The 12,777-nt window shown below is 57.4% G+C and carries 7 protein-coding genes; all 7 read right to left on the bottom strand.

Annotated elements, in window-relative coordinates; genetic code table 11:
• Positions 1 to 303: 303 nt before the first annotated feature.
• Positions 304 to 1,194, bottom strand: a complete 891-nt coding sequence (locus DFO68_RS12430; RefSeq protein WP_133483960.1) for a LysR family transcriptional regulator — start codon at positions 1,192 to 1,194, stop codon at positions 304 to 306.
• A 176-nt stretch (positions 1,195 to 1,370) separates the two neighbouring features.
• Positions 1,371 to 5,141, bottom strand: coding sequence for a helicase-related protein (locus tag DFO68_RS12425; protein ID WP_133483959.1), 3,771 nt, complete (start codon positions 5,139 to 5,141; stop codon positions 1,371 to 1,373).
• A 15-nt stretch (positions 5,142 to 5,156) separates the two neighbouring features.
• A complete protein-coding gene (locus DFO68_RS12420) occupies positions 5,157 to 6,857 on the bottom strand; it encodes a DUF262 domain-containing protein (RefSeq protein ID WP_133483958.1) in 1,701 nt (566 codons plus the stop codon).
• A gap of 29 nt (positions 6,858 to 6,886) precedes the next feature.
• The gene (locus DFO68_RS12415) at positions 6,887 to 7,573 is read right to left on the bottom strand and encodes an RNA ligase family protein (RefSeq protein ID WP_133483957.1); all 687 of its coding nucleotides are present in this window, start codon (positions 7,571 to 7,573) and stop codon (positions 6,887 to 6,889) included.
• Positions 7,566 to 8,108 (bottom strand): hypothetical protein, encoded by a 543-nt coding sequence (locus tag DFO68_RS12410; protein ID WP_133483956.1) that lies wholly within the window; start codon positions 8,106 to 8,108, stop codon positions 7,566 to 7,568. Before DFO68_RS12410 ends, DFO68_RS12415 begins: the two co-directional genes overlap by 8 nt.
• A complete protein-coding gene (locus DFO68_RS12405; protein ID WP_133483955.1) occupies positions 8,105 to 9,499 on the bottom strand; it encodes a DUF3696 domain-containing protein in 1,395 nt (464 codons plus the stop codon). Before DFO68_RS12405 ends, DFO68_RS12410 begins: the two co-directional genes overlap by 4 nt.
• Positions 9,500 to 9,511: 12 nt before the next feature.
• Complete coding sequence (locus DFO68_RS12400; RefSeq protein ID WP_133483954.1) at positions 9,512 to 12,703, bottom strand: DUF1156 domain-containing protein; 3,192 nt, start codon at positions 12,701 to 12,703, stop codon at positions 9,512 to 9,514.
• Between the last annotated feature and the right edge of the window lie 74 nt (positions 12,704 to 12,777).

The raw sequence follows: 12,777 nt of genomic DNA, 5'->3' as shown, positions 1-12,777 counted from the left end.
CCATTTCAAGGTCAGGAAGGAAGACAGGAGCCCGAAGAGGTCTCTCCTGAAGCCGATGGGGAAGGCCCTGGAGATTCTGATGCGTCACGCCGACCGATGGTCAGGCGCTAGATACCATCTCTGACGAGCGCACGACTGGAAGGGATGAAATGCCTGTTCCAGGTGGCAAGGTCACGCGCACGCATCTACCGGAACGAAGCCAATTTCATTGTTATGATCTACCTGACTGGCGGTCCGGTGGGCCGCCTGTTCGTTCAGTCAAAATCCATATGAACTTACGAAAAACCAAAAAAACAACCAAAATTATGAAAAATAATCTTTTATCTCTTTAATTAGCTCCTTGCTAGCTTCTGGGAGTGACTCATACTCACGGACTACAATAGATCTTTCCCTAGAGGCCCAATCGTTGCTTAGGTGGACAATCTGTACGTCCATTGTCTTTTGATAGCGAGCTGCACTTGATTCTGGAAGGATGCCAATCCCCACACCAGCTTCAATCATCCGGCAAGCTGGCTCGAATCCATACACCTGGATTCTTAATGGAAGTGAAACACCCACCTCCTTGACTTGAGCCTTCATAAATTGAAGCAACGTACTCCCCTCATGCAAACCCACATAGGGATGGTGGAGAGTATCAAAAAAATCTACTATGCTATAATTTGAGAGTTCATGCCCCACAGGAACAACGACCACCAACCTATCAAAACTAAAGGGCAGAACCTCCAAGTCTTTTATTTTTATCTCTCCCGAAGTTAATCCAAAGTCTGCCGCTCCATCAAGCACACCTCGAAATATATCGTTTGTAAGCTTTTCTTGAAGATCAATACTTATTGCAGGACGCTCACCTAGAAACTTTGCCAACACCTCTGGCATGAAATCAGTAACTGCAGTCGTATTAGCAAATATCTTTATATGCCCAACATTGGAATTAGAATAGGCAGAAAAATCACTTTTAACATACTCCACTTGCCGCATAATTGCTCGCGCGTGCTTGAGAAGCTTCTCACCGGCAGGTGTTAGCTCTACACCTTGACTACCTCTATAAAAAAGTCGGCTCCCAAGCTGACCTTCTAATGACTTAATGCGCGTACTTGCAGCAGCAGTAGAAATACTAGCCTTCCTAGCTCCACCAGTAAGGCTAAGCTCTTCTGCCACAAAAATAAAAAGCCTAAGGTCAGGAATATCAAAGTGCATAAAATTGCTCCATTTTTAAAAAACCTCAATGTCTCTCAAAAAATTAATAAATAGCATATACACTCTACCCCTTCAACAGGCTAGCACTCCAGCCATTTATTAATAATATTTCAAACTTGCAATCGCCATAGGTAGACATGTATACCAAAACCCATAATCGCCTAGAAATACTCGGCTCACACCATTCTGGCGGCAGACTCTTTCAGCCTCCTCGCCACTTCATGCCCCGTGCGACTGTCCTTCTTCATATCACCCAGCTGACGGTAGATCAGATCTCGCGTTGCAGTGAGCAGCAGAGGGTCGGCATCGACCTGTAGACCGGCAGCCTTCTCACGAACGGGCCAGAGCAACGTGTCCTTCAAGGCAAGCATGCCATTGCGATCCGGCGCATCGAACTTGAGATGCACCCGTTGGCCATGGCGGTGGCTGACATCGCCTCGGAACCGGTCGAGCTCCGCAATCTGGTTGTTGGGCGTATCGGGGGTGGGTTTGAGCTTCTGCTCGGCCAGGCTGGCAGCCGCGGCATCCAGCATTACCTTCTGCTGTCGTCCGATGCGATCATCCTGACGCCCCGGCTGTCGGTGAGCACGAGCCACCAGTTCGATCTCCCCACCCTCAGGCAGCTCGCTTTCCAGAAAATCATCCGCCGTCGTCCACCGCTGGCCACCGAGCTGCAGTGCCGAGAGTGGCTTGCGCTCTTGCCATGCCGCCAGCACGGCCGCGAAGGGCTGCAACATGTAGTCAAGCAACTTCTCGAAGACGGGGTCACCGTAGGTGGCGAAATGCAGGCGTCGCCGGTCGTCGGCACCCAGTCCATGCTCGAATAGTTCACGGGAGGTTGTCAGCAGCACGTCGCGCGGTACGCCTGGAACGTCCACCAGACGGAAGGCATCACCATGAGCGAAGCTCTCGATCCCACCACCCAATGCCTTCAGGTAGTCACTCTCGCTGATGATACGCCAGATACTTTCCAGTGAAGCCGGCAGCGGCTCACGCCGCTGTTGTGCCTCCAGGTGCTCGTAGGCGGCCTTCTGCTCCTCGGCCTTGAACTCGGTGAGCTGTTGGCGCTCCTGGATCCGCTTCGCGTGCTCCTGCGCGCGGCGAATCAGCTCCTCCTCGTCTATCTTGCCCTCTTCCCCCTCGGCCTTGGCGTAGTCCTCGAAATCCTCGGGCTGGATGGGCAAAAGCGAGAATTGCAACTCACCCGAGACGGTCAGCGCCTCTCGGAAGCGTTTGACCAAGCGTGAGTAGACCACCTCCTCCACACTGCCCTGATAGAGGTAGTTCAGCACCTGGATCTGCGTATGATGCTGGCCGATGCGGTCGATACGGCCGATTCGCTGTTCCAGCATCATCGGGTTCCAGGGCAGGTCGAAGTTGATCAGCAGATCGGCACTCTGCAGGTTGAGACCCTCGGCGGCCGCATCGGTACACAGCAAGATATCGATGTTGCCCGCCACGAAGCGCTGCTTGATGGTTGTTCGGTCCATCCGTTCCGGCCGAAACTCACCGGGCCGACGCAATGTGCCACCGGCGCCGGAGAAGGTCCCGATCGGGCAACCCGGCAGCCTTCGGCGTAGCTCCCCATGCAGGTACTCCATGGTGTCGGTGTAGCGTGTAAACAGCACCAGCTGACGGACTCGGTCGCTGCTATTGATGCGCCGCTGTTCGATATGCTCTAGCAGCTGACGCATCTTGCGTGGCGTGGAGGGTAGCTTGTCCATGGTGGCAATCAGCCGCGACACGGCACCCTGCTCCCAGGTCAGGTCACTCTCTGTGCGATGCTTGAGCACCAACCCTTCCACCTCATCGTCTCTCAGCTCTTCGAGTTCTTCACGTGAGCCATCCGAGGTCGCGACCTGCTGCGCCTTGTGGTCGAGCGTCTGCTGGATCTTGTCCAGGCGCCGCTTCAGTGAGCAGTGCAGCGCATGGAAGGACGAGGCGAAGCGTAGCCGCAAGAAGCTCAGGTAGAAGCCGATAGCGGCACGCTGTCGGCCCTCCTCCATGTTGGCAGCCATATGACTTGCCAGGTCGGCGCAGTACTCCTGCAGCTGGTCATAGACCTCCCGCTCGACGCCGCCAAGCGGAATGATGCTGGGGGCAACCTCACGCCAGGCAAGGTTGGCGTTAAGCAGCCCCTCACGCTGATAGGCGCGCAGCAGCGAGCGTGTGTGCCGCAGCATGCTGCGCCCCAGCGGTGCCAACAGGCTCAGCGCCGGCTGCACCTCATCCCAGATCATCGGCTCCAATGAACGATCAGTGAAGTCCTCCAGTCCAGTTTTACCGAACGGGCTCAGCACATGCTCATTGACGAAGTGCCACTGCTCCGGAGAAGAGCTCCGCACATTGTTCAGGTAGCGACACAGCCATTCGCCTTCATAATGAGCCATCGGCTCCTGGTGGAGCAGCTTGTCGCGCACCCGGTAGAAGATTTCACACAGATCCTCGGAGAACTGGACAGCCCCGGCGGAAGGCATCAGCTTCAGCAGATCGAAGGCTTCCACGCGGTTGAGCTGCATCGGCGTGGCGGTGGCCAGCAGCAGAGTACGCGACTTTCCATATAGCGCACCCTCCAGCTCCTGGTAGAGCTTGTTGAAGCGCGGCATGACGGTCTGGTTGTCAGGCGTCTGGCGCCGGGCCTTGTGGGCCTCGTCCACCAGCACCAGATCGGTCTCGGGAAGATTGGCCAGCAGCCTACCGCCGTGGCGGTTGATCACCAATCCAGTCGAGATGATCTCCAGCGGTGCATCGAACATCTGGCCCTGCCCTTGCTCCGGCTCGCCATCCAGCAGGTCGATACGCTCCCAGCGCCCCTTGCGGCTAGTGCGCCTGACAAAAGGCAGATAGAACTTCTCGGCCATCTCCACCAGCCACTGCGAGGTCAGCGAGGCCGGCGCAAACACCCGGATGGTGCTGGCACGGCCACTCAGCCACAGAGCCCGGAAGGCCAGCCCGGCTTCGATGGTCTTGCCAAGGCCTACCTCGTCACACAGCAGATGGTTGCGGGGGTAGGTCTCCAGCAGGCGATTGGCAACGAAGCGCTGATGCGGCCAGGGCTCGATGGGCGTGGTTTCGATGGCGACACGCTCCCCGCCCGGCAGCAGGGGCGCGAGTCGCAGCATGGCGAAGCGAAGCCTCTCGGCAAAGCTCGGTGTGAGCTCATCCTTCTCTCTCACCTGCCTCGGGTGAGTACTCATCGGCGTGCCATCAATCTCGAACAGGCTGCCGGCGTTGCGGGCAATCTTCACCAGTTCGGCCTCGACCGCCTCGGGCAGTGAAAAGGTCCTGATCGCCGGATGGTTGCCCTGCCACAGCGCCTTGAAGTTACGGTGCTTCTGAGGGATCGCCTTTCTCCCCCAGTCTTCCCATGACGGATGCACATTAATGTTCTCGGCATTGATAGCCAGCGCCGTCCTGGACTCGTTGAGCGAGCCGGAAATGTAAAGCTCATCCTGGCCATCGCCGAGAATCGCCCACTTCTCATGGAGGTAGCCATCCTGGGCGTAATCCAGAGGTTGCGGTGATCCATCCTTGGCATGCACCCGCAGGCCAACGCGAATGCTGAGGTAGCCATTGGCCACCATCCACGCCAGCAGCTCGACACCATGTCGCATGGCAGAAGGCCACTGTTGACTCGATGCCAGCTCTGCCAGCATGGCCTGGCTGGCACGCTGCTCGTCGCCTTGCAGGATCGCTGCCGCATCATCGGGATCGAGCTGCATCCCGACCACGAAGCGCGCCTCCCCACCGTTCTCGATGAAACGCGAAAAACCCTGAGACGCGGCCGCCAGTGACGAAGAGCTGAAGTAGCCGGCGACACGGTCGTAGCGCATCGCCCGGTTCAGCGCCGGGATATAGAAGTCGTGCAGCACATCCACCTGCTTGCCATCGTCTCGGATATCAGAGGTGGCGTAGCTGGGCTCCCAGGGGTAGTCGCGTAATGGCATGGTGGCCTCCTTGCGCTAGCGGGTGACGAGATCCAGACCTTTGAGCTTCCAGTTGCTGGAAAAGACATTCAGCAAGTCGTGCTGTCTTGTCTTCACTTCTTTTTCAGTCCAGCGCTGGTGGTTCAAGACCTGCGTCGAACAGGCATAGAGTGAGACCCCATTGCGCGTCTGGAAGTACTTCTGCTTCTTGAGATCAAAGTCGTAATTCGATGCTTCCGAATTCTTCTGACGTGACAGAAGAACCAGATTTCCCAGCCTGTTAGTCCACTCCTCACGCTCCTCCTCGGGCCAATTCTCCAACCATTGGGAACCTTCGCTCGGATTCTGAGGCAACACATGCTCGATCGTCGTGGTCTTGTGTTTGTAGCTGACGGTCGTTGCCGCAAGGAAAGAGTCCATCCTCAGCATGATGTACATGCGCAACAGTGCCGGGTAGTCATAGACGTTGCCATTCAGCCGCTCAAGGGTCTCCCTCTGCGCCTGAGGGGTGAGGTCAAGGGAAGAGCCTTCATCTAGGAGGTTCACTCCAGCCTCTAGCTCAGTCAGCACCCGCCCGTAGCGTTCAACCCTGGGAGTCACATAAACGCCGCGAATAAACATGCTGGCCGCCAAGCGCTCTAGCATGACCAGGTGCTTTTCTAGAGCCTCAGTATCACCCTCATAGCGACGCACAAATTCCATGGCAACCGGAACCCAGTCCATGTTGTTGACGCGATGAAGCCAACTGAACAGCTCATTGATGCTCTCAGCCCTCTCTGAGCTGACAAACGACTGGTTTCTGATCACCTCGAAAGCATCGGCATAGGGAAGGATGACTTCATCCATCAGGGTCTTGCTGCCAGGAACCGCCTTCACCACATAGTCATTGAACTCATCAAGCACTGAACGACGATATTTCTCTTTTCGGAATATCATTCGAATATGAGCTATCAGGTCATTGAAGCCTCGGCGGCTCAAACGGATCTCAGCATCTTCCCAGCGTTCGGTATACTGAGTTCTCTCACGCTCCCCGATACCGCTGATAATATTGGCTTTGAGGATGTCCGAGGGCTCGAGGTCCAGCCCTCGATCATTCATTACCGAGAAGATCCGATAGGCTGACTTGAAGCTCTCCGTTGAGACGAGGACAAGGATGCAGTTTCTTATAATAAACTGACCGAAGCGACCCACCTGCTCCTCCTCGAGGTTGGCAAGTCGATCAATATAGTAGCTACCGTTCTGAATGATGTTCAGCTGAGAATCCTGATAGCGACTGACATCAAGACTGGTCAGTTCGGCCATCCCGCCCGGGTTTTGCACATAGCGGCTGAAGAATTCGCTGTCCCGGGAACGCAGGCATAACCGAGGCTTCTCTTCGAGATCCAATGTAATATCGCCAGGCTCCATGATGTACTTGTCGAAGGCGGCTCCCCACTTACCATTACCTTGAAGCCGATCCCGAATAGCCGAAAGCAGGATTGTCAACGTGGTTAGCCGCTGCTGGCCGTCGACAACATCAGCACGATTGGTCTTGTCATCCTTGACCAGCACAATGCTACCCAGGAAGTACTCTTCTGACTTGTCCTCCTGTTCCATGAAGGTCCATAGGTCCTCGAAAAGCTCCTCTGCCTGCTCTACTTCCCAGGCATAGGGTCGCTGATACTCCGGAATATGAAACTCATAGTCACTAGACAAGACCTTGTGCAGCTTTAGGTCGCTTCCCTTGATTGTGCTCATCCCTTGCGTACTCCTTATCCAATTATTAACTATTGTTGTGCTGCCAATTCATTCCACTCCAGCGCCCGGGAGCGCCAGTGCTCCTCGATCTGCTGGACAAAGTCAGGGTGCACCAGCTTCGCGCGACGCTCGCACCACTCGGGGCCATCCTGACGGATGACGATGCCTTCCAGCTTGCCGTCCCGGTAACCGCTGCGGCCAGTGCGCACCAGCGATTCCAGCGCCTTGGCAGTAAAGCGCCCGCTCTTCAACAGGGGTACCGTGGCCAGGCCGAGCCGCGCGGCCAGCTCATTGCGCCGCTCCCTGTTCCAGAAGCGCTGGGCCTGGCGGTCGTAGACATCGAAGACCAGGAACCAGTCCGGCAGGTTGGCGTAGTCGAGGGAGTGGCGTGCGGCACACCACTCCCCGAAGAGGATGACATACTCGGGCAGGTGAGCCTGGAAACTGGCCAGGTGCTGCATGAGCCACTGGTTGAGTCGCGAGAACTGTCCGCGAAACGGGGGCTCCAGATAGGCCCCGCGGTTTTGGGCACGCAGCAGGCCGTTCTCTCCCCAGGAGATCCCCAGGTTCGCGCCATCCAGCTTCTCCTCCACCAGCACCTCGCCCGCGAGCAGTGCCTCTACCTCGGGAAGGTCCAGCAGCTTGTCGTCGCGGGGCTCTCCCTCTCCCAGCCAGGCAAGGTGCGGGGTGTGGGGGAAACGGAAGAAGTCACTCATCTGGCGGAAACTCGGGCATGGTCTGGTTGGGAAACTTCTGCGCGTAGAAGCGCCCCACGTCATCGGGGCAGACAAAGCGGAAGTGCACGCCAGCCTGAGACAGCGGCTCCCACCAGTTCAGCCATTTGCAGTCCGCGGCCTGGAGGATGGGCGGATTCTCAGCATCGGCCGCCGCCACAGCGATAAACTTGCGATCCGGCGGGTCGAATTCACGCTGAAGCGCATGGTCGGGGAATTCCTCGAACCAGTCATCGGCGCTCTCGGTAACCGACACCTCGGCGACGTGCTTGGGATTAGCCTGCTGCCGCAGCAGATGCTTGAGAAAGACATCGCCAGGCCCAGGCTGGCCCCGGTTCGGGTTTAGCTTGTGATGGTACTCGCTCAGAATGTACCACTCGTCATCGATCACCGTGACCCCACTCTGGCGCAGGCTATCGAGCGCCTCGATGCAGGTGATCACGCACTCCTCAGAGATATCCGCATGGTCACGGTTTGCTACCAACAGCACGTTGGTATCGACCACGGCTCGCCTCATTCACCTGCCTCCTGTGCCTTCTTGGCCTTGCGCTTCTTCGCGGCCGCCAGCGCCCGCTGGGTGATGTCCTCCATGTCATCGCCGAAGAAGTCATCCGGCCAGTTCTCGATATCCCCGTACTCGTTGAGCCGCAGCGGCTCCAGGTGGGCACCCTGACGATTGCGCGTCACGAAGTAGACCGCCACCTCATCGGGTGTCACCTCGCCTTCGGCGATGCGTCGCTGCAGGCGGTTGAGGAAGTGCTCGGAGTGGCTTTCGATGATCAGCTGGGTGTTACGGTTCTCGCCGTTCTCTCGCGCATGGATCGCGCTGATGAAGGCATCCGCCAGATTGGCCTGAACGCGCGGATGGAGGTGAATATCCGGCTGCTCCATCCACAGCACCGAGTGCGGGGGCGCATAGAAGGCCTGCACCAGGGCCGGAAGGATTTGTGAGACACCAAAACCGACGTCAGTCAGCTTCACCCAGGGTGCACCGGTATGGGCCTGGATCAGCACCTCATACTCCTTGCGCCCTTTCGCGATGGGCTCGACCTTGAACTCATGGATGATGCCCAGGTTCTTGAGCCAGCCGGCGATAAAGGCGTCGAAGGGTTGATACTTCTGTTTGGGCCCGCGGTTGAGCTGCCGCCCCTGCTGAGTGGCAGCCAGTATCGCCGGAATGGTCAGCTCACCTTCGGCCCCCACATCGGGCGGGGTATCACCCGACCAGGGGTAGACACGCTTGGGCGGGCTGCGCAGTGGACCGAGGTGGTAGAAGTTCTCCAGCAGCTGCTCGGCTTCCAGCACGAAGTCGGTCAGGAAGTGCGCGTTCTGGTAACGCGACAGCGTCTTGTCCGAGAAGCGGTAGAACTTCTCCGGCGATTCGACGCCCCAGTTCCGGCCCTGGGCATGCACCAGCCGCAGCGGATCGCACTTGAGAAATGCCTTGCCGTCACGGCGCCCATGCCGAACCTTGAGCACCTCGTCATCACCTTGGCCCAGGGAGTAGGAGAACTGTCGCGTCTCGGGCTGCTGTGCCTTGCTGGCCGCGATCTCCGCCTCCAGTGTGAGCTCATCGCCACAAAAGGTCTGGTCAGGATTGAGGATGTCGTTCAGCTCAAGTGGCTTGCGGCTCTTCCAGCTCAGCGAGAAGCCCAGCGCCTGGTTCAGATCGTGGTCATGCAGGCAGTCCTCGAAGGTGCCCAGATCGATTAGCGAGTTGTCGTCGCCCAGGTGCAGGGAGCGCTTGCGATCGGTCAGCAGCGCCGTCTGCTTAAGAGCCATCAGCAGATGGCCCAAGCTCGACTTGCCTGAGCTATTGGTACCGAAAATGACCGTCAGCGGCGCCAGGCGCATAGGCCCGGTATCCCGCCAGGCCTTGAAGTTCTGCAGTCGCAGCTCAGTGAGCATGGGCCTCTCTCCTTACAGCTCGTAGTCGATCAGCTGGGCTTCGCGCTTGAGCTCATCGTCGCGGCACTCCTTGGCCCACACCTTGAGCAGGCCGCGCAGGGCGTCGCTATCGCGCTTGCCATGCTCGCTGAGGTAGTTACGCGCGGCGACGATGCCACCTTCACGATGCGTCACGATCAGCCCACCGAGCACGTCCCACAGCGTCTGTGGGCTCTCCAGGCGGGCCGCGGCGCGTTCTTCCGGCTTGAGCAAGCGCAACTTGTTGCCGCGGATGGCCAGCGGGGCGGCACGCTCGTCTTCGCCGACGTTGGCATAGGCCACCATGTCGTCGCTGACGCGGTAGTTGCCGTTGCGATTCTGCAGGCGGAAGTTGAGCGAGCGGCTCATCTGCAGCGCGTCATCGAAGGCGAAGTCGCCGAGGCCGTTGATGCCGAGGGCGATCACAGCCAGGCGAGATTCGGCGTCCAGGTCGTCGACGGTGACCAAGCCACCGGAAAGGCGGCTGACCTCTTCTTCTGCCACCACGCGAGCCGCTTCCTGCATGGCGCGGGTGGGCGGCACCTCATCGTCGCCATCCTGTACCGGCCAGTGGGCGGAGTAGACACGCAGGGCACGGCCCCAGGAGGCGATCATACGGTCCACGGGGTTGAGCTTGAGGCGCTCGAATTCGCCCAGACCTTCACGTACCGCAGCTTCCAGCTTGCCCTTGACCTCGTAGGCCCAACTGGAGGGTTCACGATCACCGCGATCCGCTGGGCGGCAGGCGATAAAGATGGTGGAGGCCGCAGCGGCGAGATTGAGTTGGTGAGTAGACGCGCCGAATTCGGAATCGACAGGATAAGTCCCCGTGATATCCCAACCAGCTTGAATCAGGGAGTTGGTCAGAGTTTCCCAGGCATCGGAGCTCTTGTGGGTAAACATCAGCGTCATGATGCCATCCTGCTTGAGCACCCGCTTGCTCTCGGCAAAGATGCCCTGCATCAGCTCCTCGTAGCGAGCCTTGGCACTTTTGGCTGAACCATCACGCGCAGGATTGGCTACAGCTTCAGAAGCTTTATCGGTCACTTCATCATCGAACCATTCCGGGTAGAGATCGGCTAGTGAGCGCTTCTGCCAAACATAATAAAAGTCGGAAAGCTCACTATACTGGACATTATCATAATACGGAGGGTCCATTACAACAGCATCGACTGAAGAGCATTCCAATCCACTAATGTCAGCTGCAGTTCCCTTAAACTGTATCAGGCCGCCAGCAGTATCGCCACCATGAATTTTATGGACAGGATCAACCAGCCTTATTATCTCACTCAAAGCCTCATAAACTGATTTCTGCGCCCAAGAAAAACCCGATGACGGCCCCGAAAAAACCATCTCTCCAAACGTCCACTTTAGTGAAAAGTCATGACGCCCAAAAGTCCCGGAGACCTGGCCGCGCTGCTGAATCCAACGTGTCTGCCGGCTATTATAATCAACAAACTTGTCGATACCGAGCTGCAAATATGTAATAACTGCACACCCTCGCTCCTTGCCAAGCTCCTCTAAAATCCTCGGCTTCGCATCCTGTAGCGCCTCCATCGCAGTCAGATGGCCAAGCAGCTGGCGCGGGGTAAACATATCCGCCCATGTTGGCATCCCATAGTTAATTGGACGCATATCGTTACCTTGGGGAAAAGGCTCATTAGGCACAAGCCCTTTCATCTCAAAATCCACGCGCCGCTCTTCAAGCTCACACTCTGCCGACTGCAGTGCCTGTAGATCTATTTCGGTCGGTGCACGGAAGTAGCGTACTTTCTGGGTCTTGATCTCTCCCTTACGCTCGCCTGAGGCAAAGCGCTGCAAATTGCCATGCTTGTCCAGCTTAGGTTCAATGCGCACGCCCACTACAGCATAGAGAATATCCTGCCACTTACCATGTTCAGACTCGCCACGTGCCTGGCGTTTGATTTCATCACCCGAGATCGCCTGATGACAGTGAACACATTGGCCTACACCGCGGGTTACGGTACCAGCATCCAGGTCTTCTCCGTTGGGTCCACGGTTGCCTGCTGTCACCTCAAAGGGCTCGAAGCGCACTGTCTTGTCGGGCTGAGGCTTGATCGCCACCCCACATGACTCCCCTTTCTTGGACAGCCATAAGGAATTAAGCAGCGGCGCATCACCTCCGCAGTGAGGACAGGCTACCTGTCTGCAATAAAGCAGCCCTTGCTGATCATATTCATCCGTATACTCCCCAACTAGTTCTGGGTTTTTTTGCAAACACACTTCCAGCTTGGAGATTTCATTGCCAGGAATTTTCCCAAACGGGGTAAATGGAGCCATCTTGGACTCTACTATTTTTTTCAGCTCGCCTCCCCACTTCTCAAGATCACCGAGCAGGCTTTCACCAAAGCGAGCAGGGTAATCCAACGTAGCCTTGAGAATAACGCTGGCAACTGGATTGAGCTCATTGGCGATGACCTTATGGCCGAGGCGCAGTGCCTCGAAGGGAATGGACCCCCCACCCGAGGTGGGGTCCAGCACCACCTTGCGCTCACTCTCTGGCAGCGGCTGAATCGGCGTGGCAAAGGCACGGGAATAGCCGTAGGAGTCTTCCGGGTCCCAGCGAATGGCTTTACCAAGGGCTTTCTTGACGTCAGCTCGCTTGGCAAATTCAAGCTTTTCAGTAACGCCAGCTGGATCAGCTGTAACTGGCAAAACTTCAAGCTTGGCTCCAACATAGACGCCCATGGTGGGCAGCTCCTGGATATCTAATTTCCAGCCCTGTACCACGGGGTCTTGCTGAAATTCGGGGCTAGCCTGCTCCAGCTGATCGACCATTTCGCGGCAGGCCTCACGGCGCTGCTGCTCCTTTTCCACTGCCTTGAGCACAGTCTTGTCGACGGGCAATACCCAACTGCCATTATCCTCCTGATGGATGCGCGTGGTTATGGTTTCACTCGCCAGAGTCCAGCGCTGCTCGCCTAACTTTGCCTGCCACCGCACGATCCCCAAATCACGAATAAACTGCTCGGGGTCAGCATCGGCAGGCAGCAGGGACGCCAAGATGGCTGCGCGGCTAGGGGTTAAAGGACGACGCGCCCACCAGACATGTAGTCTAGAAGTAGGTGGTTGCTTACCAGTATCGCGCTCACGGCGCGTCTCCGCCCCCACCTGGTGGCAGGGAAAGCCGGCTTCGATCAGGCGCTGGTCGTTGCTGAAATCCATGGTGCTGCTTCCTTGTAAAGCGACAGCCAGGCGGCTGGCCTGGCTGATGATGTCGGCGGCGCAAAGCGCCCAGT

Source organism: Halomonas ventosae (assembly GCF_004361885.1).
In the GTDB taxonomy this organism is placed as follows: domain Bacteria; phylum Pseudomonadota; class Gammaproteobacteria; order Pseudomonadales; family Halomonadaceae; genus Halomonas; species Halomonas ventosae_C.
This window is presented reverse-complemented; position numbering and strand designations above follow the sequence as displayed.

Bases quoted from the DNA above. Each gene is read 5' to 3' on its own strand.
- DFO68_RS12430 (WP_133483960.1), bottom strand. From the start codon at position 1,194: ATGCACTTTGATATTCCTGACCTTAGGCTTTTTATTTTTGTGGCAGAA.
- DFO68_RS12425 (WP_133483959.1), bottom strand. From the start codon at position 5,141: ATGCCATTACGCGACTACCCCTGGGAGCCCAGCTACGCCACCTCTGAT.
- DFO68_RS12420 (WP_133483958.1), bottom strand. From the start codon at position 6,857: ATGAGCACAATCAAGGGAAGCGACCTAAAGCTGCACAAGGTCTTGTCT.
- DFO68_RS12415 (WP_133483957.1), bottom strand. From the start codon at position 7,573: ATGAGTGACTTCTTCCGTTTCCCCCACACCCCGCACCTTGCCTGGCTG.
- DFO68_RS12410 (WP_133483956.1), bottom strand. From the start codon at position 8,108: ATGAGGCGAGCCGTGGTCGATACCAACGTGCTGTTGGTAGCAAACCGT.
- DFO68_RS12405 (WP_133483955.1), bottom strand. From the start codon at position 9,499: ATGCTCACTGAGCTGCGACTGCAGAACTTCAAGGCCTGGCGGGATACC.
- DFO68_RS12400 (WP_133483954.1), bottom strand. From the start codon at position 12,703: ATGGATTTCAGCAACGACCAGCGCCTGATCGAAGCCGGCTTTCCCTGC.